General features: G+C 35.9%; 18 protein-coding genes. 14 read left to right on the top strand and 4 right to left on the bottom strand.

Annotation, left to right across the window (positions count from 1 at the left end):
* Positions 1-194: 194 nt before the first annotated feature.
* The 8 genes from AC0L6O_RS08350 to AC0L6O_RS08385 all read left to right on the top strand — a co-directional run bounded on the left by AC0L6O_RS08350 (position 195) and on the right by AC0L6O_RS08385 (position 8,037).
* A complete protein-coding gene (locus AC0L6O_RS08350; protein WP_473307759.1) occupies positions 195-875 on the top strand; it encodes a hypothetical protein in 681 nt (226 codons plus the stop codon).
* 277 nt (positions 876-1,152) lie between these two features.
* A complete protein-coding gene (locus AC0L6O_RS08355; protein WP_473307761.1) occupies positions 1,153-2,103 on the top strand; it encodes a hypothetical protein in 951 nt (316 codons plus the stop codon).
* Positions 2,104-2,250: 147 nt separating this feature from the next.
* Positions 2,251-3,261: a hypothetical protein gene (locus AC0L6O_RS08360; protein WP_473307762.1), complete on the top strand. Its 1,011-nt coding sequence runs from the start codon at positions 2,251-2,253 to the stop codon at positions 3,259-3,261.
* Between the two features lie 366 nt (positions 3,262-3,627).
* Positions 3,628-4,857, top strand: a complete 1,230-nt coding sequence (locus AC0L6O_RS08365) for a DUF418 domain-containing protein (RefSeq protein WP_473307763.1) — start codon at positions 3,628-3,630, stop codon at positions 4,855-4,857.
* A gap of 404 nt (positions 4,858-5,261) precedes the next feature.
* On the top strand, positions 5,262-5,705 hold the full coding sequence (locus AC0L6O_RS08370; RefSeq protein ID WP_473307764.1) for a DUF1572 family protein: 444 nt from the start codon (positions 5,262-5,264) through the stop codon (positions 5,703-5,705).
* A 356-nt stretch (positions 5,706-6,061) separates the two neighbouring features.
* Positions 6,062-6,289, top strand: coding sequence for a DUF7660 family protein (locus AC0L6O_RS08375; protein ID WP_473307765.1), 228 nt, complete (start codon positions 6,062-6,064; stop codon positions 6,287-6,289).
* A gap of 20 nt (positions 6,290-6,309) precedes the next feature.
* The gene (locus tag AC0L6O_RS08380) at positions 6,310-7,137 is read left to right on the top strand and encodes a hypothetical protein (RefSeq protein WP_473307766.1); all 828 of its coding nucleotides are present in this window, start codon (positions 6,310-6,312) and stop codon (positions 7,135-7,137) included.
* 174 nt (positions 7,138-7,311) lie between these two features.
* Positions 7,312-8,037 carry a DUF2071 domain-containing protein gene (locus tag AC0L6O_RS08385; RefSeq protein ID WP_473307768.1) on the top strand — a complete coding sequence of 242 codons (726 nt, stop codon included), beginning with the start codon at positions 7,312-7,314 and terminating at the stop codon, positions 8,035-8,037.
* A 60-nt stretch (positions 8,038-8,097) separates the two neighbouring features.
* On the opposite strand, the gene AC0L6O_RS08390 is transcribed toward AC0L6O_RS08385, so the two are convergent.
* Together AC0L6O_RS08390 and AC0L6O_RS08395 are read right to left on the bottom strand one after the other, a co-directional pair.
* Entirely contained in the window at positions 8,098-8,382 is a 285-nt protein-coding gene (locus tag AC0L6O_RS08390; RefSeq protein ID WP_473307769.1) for a hypothetical protein, read from the bottom strand.
* 13 nt (positions 8,383-8,395) lie between these two features.
* Complete coding sequence (locus AC0L6O_RS08395) at positions 8,396-9,118, bottom strand: hypothetical protein (RefSeq protein WP_473307771.1); 723 nt, start codon at positions 9,116-9,118, stop codon at positions 8,396-8,398.
* A 145-nt stretch (positions 9,119-9,263) separates the two neighbouring features.
* Here AC0L6O_RS08395 and AC0L6O_RS08400 point away from each other — a divergent pair, with 145 nt between their 5' ends.
* From AC0L6O_RS08400 to AC0L6O_RS08425, 6 genes are all read left to right on the top strand, one after another.
* On the top strand, positions 9,264-9,686 hold the full coding sequence (locus tag AC0L6O_RS08400) for an HYC_CC_PP family protein (protein WP_473307772.1): 423 nt from the start codon (positions 9,264-9,266) through the stop codon (positions 9,684-9,686).
* Between the two features lie 49 nt (positions 9,687-9,735).
* The gene (locus AC0L6O_RS08405; protein WP_473307774.1) at positions 9,736-11,901 is read left to right on the top strand and encodes a TonB-dependent receptor; all 2,166 of its coding nucleotides are present in this window, start codon (positions 9,736-9,738) and stop codon (positions 11,899-11,901) included.
* Positions 11,901-12,461, top strand: a complete 561-nt coding sequence (locus AC0L6O_RS08410; protein WP_473307776.1) for a helix-turn-helix domain-containing protein — start codon at positions 11,901-11,903, stop codon at positions 12,459-12,461. The genes AC0L6O_RS08405 and AC0L6O_RS08410 overlap by 1 nt, the downstream gene beginning before the upstream one ends.
* Positions 12,462-12,477: 16 nt before the next feature.
* Complete coding sequence (locus AC0L6O_RS08415) at positions 12,478-12,696, top strand: heavy metal-binding domain-containing protein (protein WP_473307778.1); 219 nt, start codon at positions 12,478-12,480, stop codon at positions 12,694-12,696.
* A gap of 45 nt (positions 12,697-12,741) precedes the next feature.
* The gene (locus AC0L6O_RS08420; RefSeq protein WP_473307779.1) at positions 12,742-13,098 is read left to right on the top strand and encodes a heavy-metal-associated domain-containing protein; all 357 of its coding nucleotides are present in this window, start codon (positions 12,742-12,744) and stop codon (positions 13,096-13,098) included.
* A 389-nt stretch (positions 13,099-13,487) separates the two neighbouring features.
* Positions 13,488-14,177 (top strand): DUF2490 domain-containing protein, encoded by a 690-nt coding sequence (locus AC0L6O_RS08425; protein ID WP_473307781.1) that lies wholly within the window; start codon positions 13,488-13,490, stop codon positions 14,175-14,177.
* Positions 14,178-14,968: 791 nt separating this feature from the next.
* Here AC0L6O_RS08425 and AC0L6O_RS08430 read toward each other — a convergent pair.
* Together AC0L6O_RS08430 and AC0L6O_RS08435 are read right to left on the bottom strand one after the other, a co-directional pair.
* Positions 14,969-15,178, bottom strand: coding sequence for a heavy-metal-associated domain-containing protein (locus tag AC0L6O_RS08430; protein ID WP_473307782.1), 210 nt, complete (start codon positions 15,176-15,178; stop codon positions 14,969-14,971).
* Positions 15,179-15,188: 10 nt separating this feature from the next.
* On the bottom strand, positions 15,189-17,369 hold the full coding sequence (locus AC0L6O_RS08435) for a heavy metal translocating P-type ATPase (protein WP_473307783.1): 2,181 nt from the start codon (positions 17,367-17,369) through the stop codon (positions 15,189-15,191).
* Positions 17,370-17,383: the final 14 nt, after the last annotated feature.

Below are 17,383 nucleotides of genomic sequence, written 5' to 3' on the forward strand. Positions count from 1 at the left end.
GATTCTACCGTGGAAGACTAAGGTTGTGAAACTGTTGAGGGCTCTCTAGTTAGCAATATTAAGGACATAAAAAAAGGGACCTCAAAAATGAGTTCCCTTTAATCTTCTACTTGATTACGTTCTCACGAGGAGAAGAGGCTTTAACAAGTCTATATGCTACAAAAGTACCACTTATTTATAATATTTGCAATAGAATGAAAATACAACTTAGAAATAAATACCTATCAAGACCACGAATTAATCGATACCTTTTGGCAACGGGAAATGATAATTTAAGGGCTAAAAGGCTATACAATGCTAATGTTAGATTAGCTCAAGCATTTCATCCAATATTGACTCAGTTTGAAGTTATTCTTAGAAATAGCCTAAATCAACAGCTTTCACATCATTTTGGAGATACTGATTGGATAATAAATCAAAGGCTTGGATTTATGAGTAATAGTTCCTTGAGAAATTCTAATTACTTTCTTAAAAGGTCGGTACAAAAAACGGAAAATAAGCTTAGAAATAGAGGGATACCTATTACAAGTGGTAAAATTGTATCGGACCAAAATTTTGGTTTCTGGGTGGCTCTTTATTTGGCTCATCATTATAGATTAATTGGAGGAGAACCTATTCAAATATTTGCGAATAAGCCTGCAAGTGAAGATAGAGCAAAGATTTATGCTAAGCTTGATGATATTAGAGCATTTCGGAATAGAACGAATCATTGTGAACCACTATGTTTTGTGGGGGCTGCTATAGATTGTTCTAAAGCCTTGGGCATAAGAACTAAACTATACAACCTGATTAGATGGATAGAACCTGAGTTAATTCCTTTTTTTGAGGAAATTGATAACGTTGAGAATAAAGCAAATGCCTTGATGCGAATTTAAACCAGTAGTTAATAAGAGATGATAATGTAGGATTGAGTGAGTTTAAAGACGTTGAAAGGGCTATTGAAAATTATCTCGTAAGTTGACTCATTGCTAACCTTGAGAAGATTAACAGCATTATTAATCGTTTACAAACGGATAATTATTTGCCTTAAAGTGTTTCCTAGAGACCTTAAATCAATAAAAAACGGGTTAGATTAGTGTATTATACAAGATGGATATGGTTAATATGTGCTATATCCAATCGTTAGCGGTTATTAAAAAACACTCAAGCAATATGGATAAATTGAGAAAAAATATTTGGAACATAATAGGTGTAATTGGAACAATTGCTACTTTGTTTTTTGGTATCTATGGACTTATTGTTATTCCTGATTATGTAATGGACGCTAATAGACAGAGGCAGGAAACAGCAAGTAATGAAATTATTACTGACCTTAAAGAAATACTTTTCTCGGATAATAAAATTGACAGCTTGCTTGTTCCCACTTTAATAAAGGGAAAAGAGATTAAATACAACATTATATATCCAAAGTCAAATATTGAAGTTCTCGTTGAAGTTCAAGAATCGTTTATGAGTGATAAATTTATTCCTCTTAAACAACGTGTAGTTTTATATGATAAAATTGATAGTTTAAAACTATTTATCCCTGTTGACCAGATTGTTACTTCAAAAGCAGAGACCAAAAAATCGCTTTTCTCAATACTTACATATATTCTTTCAATCCTTTCTTTGGTAATTAGTGTTTTATTGTTTTATGGTTTAATAACTAAGAGAAAGCAACAGATTACCGATGAGTTGGAAAAGAAATTTGAAGAAATACAAGAAACGCGACCTGAATCTATTGTTGATTATAGGAATTTTGAGTCTCTTGTATGCGAAGCTATCAGTCAAATGAAATTAGAATTTGAAGATTATACCAAAAATGCTAAAGACTTTTCATTTGACTTCTTGATTAAACATAACAATAGGAAAATTGGTGTCGAAGTAAAATCTCGTATACGACAAGACATTTTAATGAAAATTAAGCATCAATTTGATAATTCAGGTTTGGATGCATTGATTATTGTAACAAATAGAATGGCTGACTTTTCTACCTTTTCAATGCTTTCTGATTTTAGGAAAAGTACAGGACTTGCAGGTAGACGAATTTATTTTATTACTGCAACAACAATTGAGAAATTGAAACTGGAATTAACAGAAATATTGAAAGCAGAAAAGGAATAACAACCGCTAACAATGTATATACAAAATAGGCGTGATAGCAGTAATTTCAAGGGTTGTAGCCCGCTTCAACATCATATCGGTTTGATAAGTTTGAAGCCCGCAATCGCCTACTTTGCATATACCAACCGTTAGCACCAATTCTCTGTATTGAAGAAAATTATTTACATATTAATCTTAACTGCTTGTTCAACTCTAATAGCATATCTATACGTCCTTTCGAACGATGGATTTGGTAAGGGGGATGTAGCACCTTTTGCTGTTTATACTCTTATTCTTTCAACTATCTCTCTTTTATTGATTAGGCTTTATAACAAGGCATTTGAGAGAGTACACTTTGTGGTTGGATTTATCTTGTCTGTTGTCTTTACAACAATACAAACCGTAATTTTCGTATTACTCCTTTGGTTTGTGTTCGGACCTTGGATTGGTGCAATCAGTTTTCCATTCCAGATAATTTGGATAGTTGGAGTTGGACTTGCCAACCTCTACTTGCTAACAACATCAGAAAGCAAATTCAACATCCGTCATCTACTCTTTGTATTTGGAATTGTTGGAATTTCAATCTTAACTATTAAACTAGTTGACAGAGGAAAAGATGCTCTAGCAGAACAACAGAATTTCGACATTATTTGTCTTGTTCATCGACCAGCAGACACTAAACAATCAAGTGTCGAAGACCTTATCAGATTTGGTCTAACTGATGTAGAAGCATCTACAATTCTTGAACAAAATCTAACTGGAACATTCTGGACTGATAAGTTCTTTAGGGTTTCTGAATCCAAGATGATTTCGACAGATTACCTAAACTATGATTTTGATGAAATGGAAGAAACTCCAGGTTCCGATATCGAATTCATGTTCGGTAACAAGCTTGATTCCACCATTAACTTGAACTCTAACAAACTCATAATAATTATGAACCACCCTTTGAAAGAGAGTTTTGAATTGGATGAACCCTTAAATTCATCATTGATATTGATTCAAGATTTGAATGGTGACAACTTCAAAGAGATTCATTTAGGAGAAGACAAAAATTCTAAAAAAATCACCATAAAAGGAACTGATTTTAGGGCTTTTCCCTATTCAACCCCTATACTTCTTGACTTGAAGGAGCGAGGTGAATTTCGACTGCATGGATTTCAATGGATGAATAAATAAAAGGTGCAACAATTAGGCTCGAATGCAGCGATTAAGGTCCTTCGAATAAGCACCCGCTCCATAAGCTCATTTTGACCTCGTAAAATACCGTTTTCAGCCTACAGACCAATGTCAGCATTGGTGAAAAAGCATACTGAGTATCTAAAGTTCTAGCTAACATTTGCCCATCTTAAGTTTTCTTAGGTGGGCTTTTTTCGTTTTAAAGGACGTATTACCGAATTCAATTTATTATTTTGAGCCGTTTTTTATCTTTTTCAAACGGCCATTTTACATGTTTACTATTGTTACCATGCATTAAGGTCAAAACCACGTTATTGAAATTTTTGCTGAGAATATAATTTCTCTTTCAAATAGAATATTGAACTCATGACATCTAATCAACCAATAGAACCTAAACAAAGAATTGAAATTCTAGATATCCTAAGAGGTTTCGCTTTACTTGGAATCATTTTCATGAACATGGGATTTTTTAGCGGATACGTTTTTATGCCCTTTGATGACCTTAAACAAATAACTGATTTTCAGTTAGATGAAAAATTATATTCATTTTTACATATTATAGTCACAGGAAAGTTTTACACCCTTTTCTCAATTCTTTTTGCTGTTGGGTTCTATATTCAATATGAAAAGAACAAAGAAGATTCTATTGATTTTTTAAAAACATATCGAAGAAGACTCTTTTTTCTGTTATTGATAGGGTTTTTGCACAGTTTAATTTGGTTTGGAGACATTTTACTTGCCTATTCCATATTTGGTTTTATCCTCATTTTATTCCGGAATGTCAAGTCAAAAAATCTTATTCTCTGGTCGTTATTTTTCCTGCTATTTCCACTTTTAATCGATTTATCTCTCTTGCCATTTTCTGAGGCTTTGAGTTCTACTAGTCCTGAAAAAACGACTGCCATTGCACATGTTCAATATCCAGATATGACCGTTGAAGCAGTTATCAATACATTCCAGAATGGTTCAATTGCAGACATATTCTTTTTAAACATTCATAATCTTGTCTGGAAATACTTAGGTTATATTCCATCAGGAGGATATTTTAAATTCCTTGGAATTTTTCTTCTTGGTTACTATTTCGCTTCAATTGAATTCTTTACAAAAAAATCAAAATCAACTTTATTGTTAATAACCAGTTTAATCGTAGGTCTTTTGGCTACTTTTTCAGCTAAAACAATTGGTGGAAGTTTCTATATGTTCCCATCAACTCCATTAAACATTCTTTATAAGCTCTTAGCATTGGCTGGCCAGATATTTATGTGCATTTTCTATATAACCTCCATTTCTAAAATTGTTCAAACTTCGATAGGTAGAAAAGCATTTAGATATTTAATCCCTGTGGGGAGAATGGCTCTGAGCAATTACTTGTTTCAGACCATAATCATGATTATTATATTTTACAATTTTGGATTTAATTTAATTGGTAAAATCGGTTTATTACATACATCAGGTATTGCTATTCTTGTTTTAGTATCGCAAATTATTTTTAGCCATATCTGGTTAAAATATTTCAAATTTGGCCCCTTAGAATGGATTTGGCGTAGCCTGACTTATAGAAAGTGGATAAAGATTCGCCATGAAAGAATAATATGAAGTGAATTAATTAACGAAAGGTAACAAGCGATGAACACGTTCAATTGGCTTTCGCCAAATTCGCCAGATATCGACTATGCGTCCCCCCTCCACAAGGTCTTTTTGACCTCGTGAAATACAGTTTTCGGTCTTCAGACCGATGTCAGCATTGGTGAATAAGCATATTGAGTGTCTAAAATTCTAGCTAACATTTGCCCATCTTAAGTTTTCTTAGGTGGGCTTTTTGCGTTTAAAAGGACGGATTACCGAACAATCAATTTATTATTTCAAGTCGTTTTTATCCGTTAAAATCGGCTAATTTGCGTGTATACTAATGTTAGTGGTAATTACACAACATCAGAATCTGATTTACACTTCGAGATAAATAAGTCTTAAATACTAATGAAAATTAATAGATTTTACAAATGAATAGAAACGAGTTAATAACCTTTTTTGAAAGTGACCTGAACAACTTAATCACTGAAATAGAACTTTATAAGAATGAAGAGAATATTTGGCGAATAGAAAAAAGCATCTCTAATTCAGCAGGAAATTTAACTTTGCATTTAATTGGGAACTTACACACTTTTATTGGAAAAGAAATTGGAAAAACAAACTATGTTAGGAATAGAGAACTTGAATTTACTCAAAAAAATGTACCAAGAATTGAATTGATTAACAGTATAAATACCACCTTAGAAATGGTTAAAAAATCGCTGTTATCTATTACAAAGGAAGAATTGAAAAACGATTATCCAATTTTGAAGTTTTCCAAAGTAGAAACAAATGAATACTTACTAGTTCATTTATTAAAACATTTGACTTATCATCTTGGACAAATAAATTATCATAGGCGGCTAATAGATTAATAAAGACTACCACTAACAATTTGGCTCGAATGCAGCGAAGTAGGGCTTCGGTTCGTTTTAGCCTATGTTGAGCTCAAGCCCAGATATTTGCTAGCCCCGCTCCATAAGCTCTTTTTGACCTCGTGAAATATAGTTTTCAGCCTTCAGACGGATGTCAGCAATGCTGGTAAGAATATTGAGTATCTAAAATTCTAGCTAACATTTGCCCATCTTGGTTTTCTTAGGTGGGCTTTTTGCGTTTTAAAGGACGGATTACCGGATAATCAATTTATTCTTTTAAGCCATTTTTATCCGTTAAAAACGGCTAATTTGCGTGTACTAATGTTGTGCTTCATTATAAAAAACACCCTGCAACCATGACAAGATTAGATTTTATAGAGTTTCTTAAAGAGTTTAGAAAAGACCTGACAAACAATGATTCAAAATGGGAGAATAAGACTCTTGATGATTTTTTAGAAGCTATGGAAAGGTATACCGAAGATGTACAAGGCTATTACGATAATATGAAATTGAATATTGATGCAGACAAAGCCACCTGGGAGAATTTCATGACTATTATGAAAGGTGCGTCAATTTATGAGTAAAAAAGATAGATTAAAAATTAATGTGGTTTAAAAAGAAAATAGAATTATTTAATCATCCATTAATTGAAAAGGTTGACAAAGAGCTATCATCAATTTTGAAAGCAGACTTGATAACTTCTGATTCAGAAATATTGGAACGATTATCTAAGGAAGAACAAAAACAAAGCGGCATAGCATCTTCAGATTTACTCTCAATATATGAGAATAAGAAAGATGACTTGATTAAATTCACTTGTTATAGCTACTCAAAAGAATCAAAGATTGAGCTTGTCGAGGAATATCCTAATCCAGAAGACGACAAACAAGACAACTCCGATTCAAAAACAGTTGGATTAAGTAATGGGTTCTCAATCACATATGCGATTTACTTTTACTTATTGTCAAAAAATGACAATAAAGGACTATTGGATTATTTATCTGTAAGGCGAATCCCATCCTTTAAAAAGTTTCATGAGAGACTGATTAATTATTTTCATGAATCTAAAGGAGTTGTGCTGTCTGATTCTTACATCCAGTACGCAGCTGGATATGATAAAGGAAATGTAACGATTGAGGATATTGATAAAGCGATAAAGTATATTCAGGAAATGGATGAGGAGCATGGTGCTTTTTGGATATCAATACTAATGGATAATGACGAAGAATATGTAATTGAGGTTAATAAACGTCAGAAAGTTTCTGTTATGTATGGAGAAAAAATTGACATTCAATATGATTCGCAAGATTGGAATGAAGTAAAACACATTTTAAAATTGCATATTGACAGAAAATTCGAGGACATAATATTAACGGTAAAAAAATATCGAAAGCACAACAAAACCTATAAACTATGCGGGCTTCGGGCTTAATCGAAAGGTTATTGTACTTTTTAAAGTCCGCAAAATCTTTTGGATTTTGCTTTTTAGCGGGACAAGGAAAAAAAGAAAACCAAAAGATTTCGCTATGTGCGTGGCGGAAAGCAAACGCCAGCTTGCTCCCGTACTGTTCATAGCTCAAACGTTAGGTGCAATTTGTTCACTCAAATGAAAATACCGAAAATAAAAGGAATAATAGATAGACGAATTTTTATCAATTACCAAATTGATAAAGAAGTCTTGGAAAATTATCTACCGAAACCTTTTAAACCAAAATTGGTAAACGGAAAAGGAATTGCAGGAATCTGTTTGATAAGATTAAAAGAAATCAGACCGAAAGGTTTGCCGAAACAAATCGGAATTTCCTCTGAAAATGGAGCTCATAGAATTGCTGTTGAATGGACTGAAAACGGAAAGCAAAAAGAAGGGGTTTATATTCCAAGAAGAGACACTTCTTCTAAATTAAATTCTTTAGCAGGCGGAACTATATTTCCCGGAATTCATCATTTAGCAGATTTTAAAGTAATAGAAAAAGGCGGAAACTACGAAGTTGGTTTTATCAGCGATGACCAAACTTCACTATCAATAAAAGCAAAAGAAACAAACTCTTGGAATACCGAGAGTGTATTTGAAAACTTAGAATGTGTTTCTAAATTCTTTGAAAATGGCTCTATTGGATATTCACCTGACAAAAATGACTTTGATGTACTTGAGTTAAAAGCATATAATTGGAAAGTATCACTTTTAGAAGTTGAGAGCGTTAAATCAAGTTTCTTTGAAAATGAAAATATTTTTCCAAAAGGTTCTGTAAAATTTGACAATGCATTATTAATGAAAGATATTGAACACGAATGGATTGGGCTAAAAAAAATAAAAACAGCACCTAACAATTAGGCTCGCTTACAGCGATTAAGACCCTTCGACCAAGCTAGTGATAGACTTCTAAACAAACCCCTACCACCTCTCCCAAGGGTATCGTTTCTTGGCCTTTTTCTTCTTGCTGCCTTCACCAGGGACAAAATCTGTACCCGGGTTACTCTCGCCTTTGTCTTTATCCCATAAGTAATGCACGCGGTGAGGCAGCCCGTATCTAGGAGAGAAGACGCCTGCCACTTGGTCGTTATGCCTATGTTCGTATTTTGACCTGCAGGTGTCCATAGGGCATCTAGGAGCCCAGCATGATGCCAACATACCTACCAAAAACAAAAGTGATATTGAATATTTTATAACCTTAATCATAATATTTTATTTCTTAAAGCGGTAAACAAAGTCTTACTCCAGCGGTTTTACTTAAAAACAAACCTTTGGATGCTAAATCTCTAGTTGGTCTTTTAAAACTGAAACTATTTTTTACCTGAACAGCCTCTAAATCGTCAGATTGAGAGCTGTACTGCCCTACACCAATTCCCACAAAACCATCAATAAAAAACCACTTTGTAATGATAAAATGCTTTCCAAATTTTACATGCAAAGCTCGTTCTATGTAATTGACATCAAAAGGACCTATACCTTCTACCTGCGTGCCACCGTATGATTCCAGGTTTGGCGAAGCCGCATATTTTAAATCTTTCTGAACATATTCCAGCGAGTAATACCTACCAAATGGCTTTTTGTCTAAAGCGTAAAAAGGATACCAATCAGAAAAATAACCTCTAATTTCTCCACGTATAATTCGGGTTTCTTGCTCAGGGTGATTTGCTTTCTGCTCTTTATTAAACGACCAGTCGCCTTTTCCTTTTCCGTAATCAAAACCAAAACTAAACTTACCAAAAGGCGGAGCTAATTCTACACCATATTGAAGCACATTATCTCTACCTAAAACTGCCGTAGGCGTAACTTTCAGCAGTAAAAATGGCTGATGAGAAAACGAAACGGGGTTCTTTCTGTTAGTCTCCAGGGTATTATCCGTTTGACTAAAGAATTGGGCCTGAGCCGTATTAAAAAGAAGGAAGCAAAAAAGTAGTCTAATTATCATTTATTCTTGGAAAGGCGTAACACGGTAAAAACGATATATCTCATGGTTTTATTTCCAAATAAGATGCCATTTCTTGCAAATCTTACAATTGGCAAGGATTTAGATGTAACTAATTCGTGAAACTTTTCGTTAATTTTGCAACATCATGAGAATATCGCTCAAAGTACTGGCCGTTTTTATGGCACTAATTATCCTTTTTAGTGCTACGGGGCTTGCCATGTTTGAGCATACTTGTCATGCCATAGGCCTTACTACTAGTAGTTTTTCCGAGGAAGACTCCTGCTCTATGGAGTCCATCACCGTAGAAAATAATAGCGGAGAGCTAAGTTTTAAGCAAAACGAATGCTGCGAAACGCATGCTCACTTCAAAAATCTTGAATTAGAAACTAGTTCATCTTTTCAAAATGTGGCTTGGCCTGTTTTGAAAATGGAGGCTCTTCCAAGGGTATTTAATTTCCATGCTATTTTTGATGCTCTTCCAGAGCAAAAGGCATTTGATTTTTTAGCCAATGCTCCGCCAAATACTGGCCGGAAACTCCTTATTAAAATTCAGACATTTTTGCTATAAGATAATTTTAGTATTCGGTTGTTAGTCAATTGTTTATTTAAAATATCTTATGAAATATATCATACTTTTTACAGTATTAGTTTTTAATACTTCGGCCTTTGGCCAACAAATAAGTGGTTCTGTTTTAGAAAAAGCAGACCAACCTTTAATAGGAGCAGTGGTCAAATGGCTATCAGAGCCATCAAACGCCACCATGACCGACGTAAACGGTCAATTCACCATTCCAAAAAACACAGGACAACATCAGTTAATTATTAGCTATCTGGGTTTTAAAACAGATACTGTGATGGCTCATGGAGCAGGTCCTTTTAAGTTTACTTTAAAGCCTGACACCAGTACTTTAAATGAGGTGGTGGTCAAAAGCAGCGGTACCACTTTTGATAAGATGGCGTCAGTTCAAACCCAAATTATTACCACCAAAGAATTAGCAAAGGCGGCTTGCTGTAACCTTTCGGAGAGTTTTGAAACCAATGCCTCCGTTTCTGTGAGTTTTGCAGATGCCATTACGGGCTCTAGGCAGTTAGAAATGCTTGGCCTAGCGGGTAGGTATGTCCAAACCAATATTGAAGGCATGCCTGGTATTAGAGGTTTGGCGGTGCCATTTGGGATGAATTATGTGCCAGGAACATGGATTCAGTCGGTAGATGTAATAAAAGGAACATCATCCATTGTCAATGGTTACGAGTCTATGTCGGGTACCATTAATGTGGAGCTGCACAAACCAGATTTGGCAGACCCTGTTTATTTGAATTTTTATACCAATGAATTAGGTAGGGGAGAGGTCAATCTTAACCTTGCTAAGAAATTAGGTGATAAATGGTCGGTGGGTTTACTGAGTCATGGTTCTTTTCTGAAAACAGAAATTGATAGAAACAATGACGGCTTTAAAGACCTTCCAGAATATGACCAAGTCAATTTCTTAAACAGGTGGAAATATAGCGGAGAGCGATTTAATGCCCAGTTTGGTGTCAACTTCTTAACGGAAAATAGAGAGGGTGGGCAACTGACCGACGGGCGTTTTTCAAATCCTTATGTGTTTGAAAATAATAGCAAAAAATTGACGGTTTTTACTAAAACGGCGGTGCTTTTTCCTGAAGCTCCTTACAGAGGTTTGGGTTTGATTTTGAATGCCAATTTTTATGACTCTGAATCTGTTTTTGGTGTCAACCCTTACATAGCCAAAGAGAATACTTTACATGGTAATTTGATTTATCAAGATATGATAGGCAACACTAATCATACCTATAAAACGGGTTTAAGCTTTTTAGCAGACCAGTATGAAGAAAGCTACGAAAATTTTCAAAATCCAATAGAGCTTAATAGACAAGAATTAGTCCCTGGAGTTTTCGCGGAGTATACCTTTAATAAGCTTGATAAAACCATTTTAGTAGCTGGTTTGCGAGTAGACCAGCACAACCTTTTTGGTACGCAGGTAACTCCAAGGTTACATTTTAAACAAGATGTGGGAGAAACCAATACTTGGCGACTTTCAATAGGGAAAGGTATGCGAGTGCCTACACCATTGGCAGAGAATTTTGGGAAACTGGTGAGTAACAGAGAAGTGATTTTTAATGAGCCTATAGCTCCTGAAATTTCTTGGAATTATGGTACCAGTTGGACCAAAGATTTTGGGAAGAATTCCTTGACATTTGATGTTTATCACACGGAGTTTAGTCAGCATTTAATGATGGATATGGAGCAGGTAGGTCAATTGCTCTTTTATAACACTACCAACCGTTCTTTCTCTACTAGTGCACAGGCGGAGCTTAGTTTAGTGCCTAACGACCGTTGGGAGCTTAAAGCGGCGTACAGATGGATTAGCGTGAAGCAAACCTTTTATGCGACGCCTGATGAGGCTAGTTTGAGAGATAAAATGTTTGTTCCTAAATCACTGGCATTGTTGAATGCTACGTATTCTATGCCCTATAATAAATGGAAAGTAGACGGTACGTTGACGTATAAAGGCAAGCAAAGAATTCCAGATTTGAATGTTGACAAATATGCCGATGGCTTTGTCGTTTTAAATGCACAGGTAGCCAGAAACTTTGTAAACTGGGAGTATTATTTAGGAGCAGAAAACTTGTTAAATTATAAACAAGATAACCCAATAATTTCAGCAGGAAACCCTGATGATGCTACCTTTGATGCAGGGCAAGTTTGGGGACCGGTGGTAGGTAGAACAGTTTATCTTGGAGTTCGTTATAAACTTAGATAATGCAGACACTTAGAATAAAAAACATGGTGTGTGATAGGTGTATCATGAGTGTAAAACAGCTCTTGGATACATCCGGAATAGCCTATGGCAATATAACACTGGGCACGGTAGCCTTAGAAAAAGAGCTAAGTGAAGCAGAAGAAGCTCAATTGTCAAAAGATTTGTCAAATTTGGGATTTGAGTTATTAGAAGATAAAGACAGTCAATATGTGGAGGCAGTGAAAAATGCCATCACAAAACTGATTTATCAACAAGAAAATGCTTTGATGAAATATACTATTTCGGCGTATATTGAATCCGAAGTGGGGAAAGATTACAAATGGCTCAGCGGTTTGTTCTCTATGAAAGAAGAGACGACTATCGAACATTATGTGATAGCTCAAAAAATAGAAAGAGTAAAAGAATTGATAAGTTATAATGAATTGTCAATAAGTGAAATAGCTGATAGTTTGCATTATAGCAGTGTGGCTCATTTATCAAACCAGTTTAAGAAAATTACGGGCATGACACCTAGCCATTTTAAAACAATAGGAACTAGAAAGGCTCTAGACAAAATATAAATTAACAAGATAAAAAATGATGAAAAGTAAATTAGTTTTAGGCGTACTATTTTTAGGCTTTTTAGGAGCTTGTAATTCAGGTACATCAGAAACGTCAGAAGCTGCTGAGGAAGTAGCTCACGTAGAATATGCCTGCCCTATGGAGTGCGAAGGCGATAAAACGTACGAAGAGGCCGGCAAATGCCCTGTTTGTAAAATGGATTTGGCAGAAGTTAGTTCTGATGCTGTTGATTAACAGTTTGTTAGTAGAAAGATATTTGAAAATTAATTAAATTGAGATATGAAAAAAATAATAGGATTTGTAGTACTCGGCTTTTTGATGAGTTTTGGAGCTAAAGCTCAAAATTTCGCAAATTATGATAATGTAGTAAGCATCAAAACTTCGGCTATCTGTAAAATGTGTAAAGACAGAATAGAAAGAGATTTAAGCCTGACAAAAGGCGTAGAAAAAGCAGAACTTAACTTAGATGATAAGGTGGTGACGGTAGCTTATAATGCAAAGAAAACAGATGCTGCCAAAATCAAGACTGCCATTACTAAAATAGGTTATGATGCAGATGAAGTAGTAGCAGACCAAAAAGCTCACGATAGATTACCAGACTGCTGTCAAAAGACAGCAAAGCCGCATGATGATTAAGTAGTTGTTGTCAATAGATTAATAAAAAGGACATTCCTTATAAAGCCCTGTACTGTCTGAGCACGGTCAAAACTCCCACTTACAAGGTTATAATTTGTATACTGGTTATGGAATTTTGACCGTGCGAGTTTACAGGGTTTTGCTTTTTTTGGAGGAACGCCTCTCCGATTCGTTTTTTTCAAATGGTGCGGCGACCTGCAAAAAATCAAATCCTGGCCGGAAGGCCAATGAAAGAATTATAGTTAGTCTCGGTAATATATGCTTTCTTAATGAGCACTAATAATACGAGATACTAAAACACTAAGTACCCGACAAATAGCCTTTTGTCTATCCGCCTTTGTCATTACAGTTCAAGAATGATATTTTTGAGCACAACAAAACAATTAAAAATGGTTCGTATTCTTTTCGTGCTTTTATTCTTCAGTACTTCTGTAATGGGCCAGAGCCTCAATCCTGATGTAGGGGGCTGGTACATGTATTTCTGGAATACCAAGTTTAAAAACTCTCAATTTGGGCTCCAAGGAGATATTCAACATAGAAACTGGGCAGTAGCCGGTGATTTGGAACAGCTTCTTCTGAGAGGAGGATTTACATATTCCCCTAAAAACAATAATGTAAAATTTACACTGGGTTATGGCCATATCACATCTGGTGCCATGGGAAAAGATGATAAATCTACTAGCACAGAAAGTAGAATTTATCAAGAAGCTCTAATGCCTCATAAAGTAGGAAAAAGATTTTATTTTACGCATCGTTTTAGGTTTGAACAGCGTTGGGTGGCGGACCTAGATACGAGAACACGATACCGTTATAACCTTTTCTTAAATGTACCTCTTAACCAAACGGACCTTAAGAAAGGTGCTTTATACTTAGCCCTGTATAATGAGTTGTTTGTGAACGGTCAAAAAGGAAAAGCAAGCAATAATTTCTCCGTAGAATTGTTCGACAGAAATAGGTTTTACTCAGGTTTAGGTTATTCTTTAGCAGACAATCTGCGTATGCAAGGAGCATTCATGACCCAAACTACCAATAGCGTTAAGAAAAGACAAATTCAGCTGAGTTTGCACCATGCTTTTTAGGTTTGTTTGATACACATTGGGTATAATAATCAATGGGCTTGACTGTCTAATTGATTGCTATTTCTCTTCTAAATATTTGTCACAATTTTGGCTTTTTATGCCAAAATTCCGCCAAATGGATTATTGTGGTCAAGGAGAAGTTCTCTATTCATTTTATACCCCTCCGGGGTATTTTCCCCTTTTGTATGCAATATGCTGCTTTAAAGGAGTTGTCCTTTTAGCTCCAGCGGAGCGATATGTTAATAGTGAGGGGTGGAAACCCCTCGTGATAGGCAAAGAAGCTAATTCCATTTTGGCGTTTTTGAGGCCGCGTAAACATGTCATGGTAACAAAGCTCCTGCGGAGCGATATGTTAATAGCGAGGTGTGGAAATCCCTCGTGAAAAAAGCAAGAGTTTGATTCGTTTTTGCGTTTTGAGATATGGTAAATATGTCATGGTAACAAAGCTCCAGCGGAGCGATATGTTAATAGCGAGGGGTGCAAACCCCTTGTAAAAAAACAAGAGCTTAATTCGTTTTGGCATTTTTGAGACATGGTAAACATGTCGTGGTAACAAAGCTCCAGCGGAGCGATATATTAATAGCGAGGGTGCAAACCCCTCGCAAAAGGCAAAGAAGCTAATTCCATTATGGCGTTTTGAGAAAGGGCAAATGTGTCTTGAAACCAAAGCTCCAGCGGAGCGACATGTTAATAGCGAGGGGTGAAAACCCCTCGTAAAATACCGAATGTTCAATTTGTTTGTCGTGATTTTTAATGAAAAATCATGACAAACATCTCTCTGCAATTGCCGATTAAATAGCTTCCGCCTTAAAACCTGCTTTTTCTACACTTTCAATTATCTCTTTGGACGTAATATCATCGCCCTCAATCGTCAATATTTTATCTGGATTTTCGGTGTCAACTTTCCATTCGTCTACCTCATCTAATTGATTTAGAAAGGGTGTTACAGACTTGATACAGTTGCCACAGTTGATATTCGTTTTGAATTTTAATTCTTTCATTTTCTATTATTTAAATTTTAGTGGTTTTAAGTCTTAAACTATTAAGCACCACACTCACCGAGCTAAACGCCATGGCAGCTCCTGCTATCATGGGGTTAATCATAAAACCATTTACAGCATATAAAATTCCTGCAGCCAGCGGAATTCCAATAATGTTATAAATAAACGCCCAAAAAAGGTTCTGTTTTACGGTGTTCATGGTCTTTCTAGACAGCCTTATGGCGGTTGGTATTTTCATGAGGTCGTTTGAGATGATGGCCATTTTAGCTACATCAAGAGCAATGTCGGAGCCAGAGCCCATGGCTATTCCCACATCTGCTTGGGCTAGGGAAACACTGTCGTTTATACCATCGCCCACCATCGCTACTTTTTTACCTTTTTGCTGTAATTTTTGAATAAACTCGCTTTTATCAGATGGGAGGCAGTTCGCTTTAAACGTTTCTATGCCAACGGCTTTTGCTACGGCTTCCGCTGTTTTTTCATTATCGCCAGTGAGCATTATTACTTCTAGGTTTTGCTCCTGCATTTTTAAGATAGCTGCCGCCGAAGATTCCTTTATACTATCTTCAATGGCTATAATGCCTAGTATTTCGGTTTCATTAGAGAGTATTACTACGGTTTTACCTTCGTTTTGCAGTTTACTCACATTTTCTTTTATGTTCTTAGTCAACAGCTTTTCTACATAGGATGGTTTGGTGACAAGGTATGTTTTGCCCTTATAGTTTCCTTTTACACCGACACCCGTAATGGATTCAAAATCGGTAATATCAAGACGCTCTTCGTCTTTAAAATAATCAACGATGGCATCAGCTAAAGGATGTTCGGAAACAGCTTCTAAGCTTTTTATAAGAGCTTTTTGCTCAGGAAAAGAGCTGTAAAACAATGTTTCTACCACGGAAGGTTTGCCTTCGGTAATGGTACCTGTTTTGTCTAAAACTACGGTGTCAATGTGTTGGGCGATTTCTAAACTCTCAGCATCCTTTATCAAGAAACCGTTTTCGGCTCCCTTTCCCACGCCCACCATAATGGCGGTAGGAGTGGCTAGTCCTAAAGCACAAGGGCAAGCTATCACCAAAACTGATAAGGCGGAAAGCATACCCAAGGCTAGCCTGTTTTCGCCTCCTAAAATCATCCATATAGCAAAAGTTAGGATGGATATTCCAATGACTACGGGCACAAAAACACTTGCAATCTTGTCAACCGTTTTTTGGATGGGAGCTTTACTTCCCTGTGCAGCTTCTACCAAGCTGATGATTTGCGAGAGGTAAGTATCACTTCCTATTTTCTTTGCCAAAACTCTTAAACTGCCTTTTTGATTTATAGTGCCTGCAAAAACTTTTGACTTCTTGCTTTTAAACACTGGCATTGGCTCACCGCTAATGCTACTTTCATCAATATAGGATTCTCCTTTTTTTACGGTGCCGTCTACGGGTATTTTTTCACCAGGTTTTACCACCAAAATGTCACCAATGATAAGGTCTTTGATGGCAACTATTTCTTCAACACCATTTCTGATAGCAGTTACAGTTTTTGGCTGTAAGCCAATCAATTTTTTCAAAGCATCTGAAGTGCCAGATTTTGCTTTTTCTTCCAACCACTTTCCTATCAAAATAAAGAATATCACTACGCCTGCAGCTTCATAATAAACGTGAGCTTCAAGTCCTTTGTTTTCAAAATAGGCGGGATAGAAAGTATTGAAAAGACTAAAAGTATAGGCTATTCCAGTACTTAGAGCCACTAGGGTGTCCATGTTTACGCTACCAACTTTTGCTTGTTTATACGCATTGATAAAAAAGCTTTTGCCAAAAATGAAAAGCACAGGAGTGGCTAAGGCCATCATGATATAATTGGCATAAGGCCAGTGCATACCGAGCATTCCTATAATTAAGAGGGGCACAGAGAATACACCCGCCCAAATGGTGTTCTTTTTAGCTATTTTAAGCAGGTCTTGCTTGATTTCTTCGGCAGAGCTGTCTTCTTCTATTATTAAATCATATCCCACCGCCTGAACCTGTTTCTGGAGTAATGGTAGGTTTGTGATATCTTCATCAATGCTTAGGTAAGCTTTTTCGTTGGCATAATTGACCGATACCGATTTTACGCCAGGTGTTTCCTTTAAAATTTGTTCTACACTTCCTGCACAGCTGGCACAGGTCATGCCTAAAACGGGTATTTGAAGTTTAGCTTCCATATTAATCTTCTATT

It is taken from the genome of Arcticibacterium sp. GJ41-1 (genome assembly GCF_055808875.1).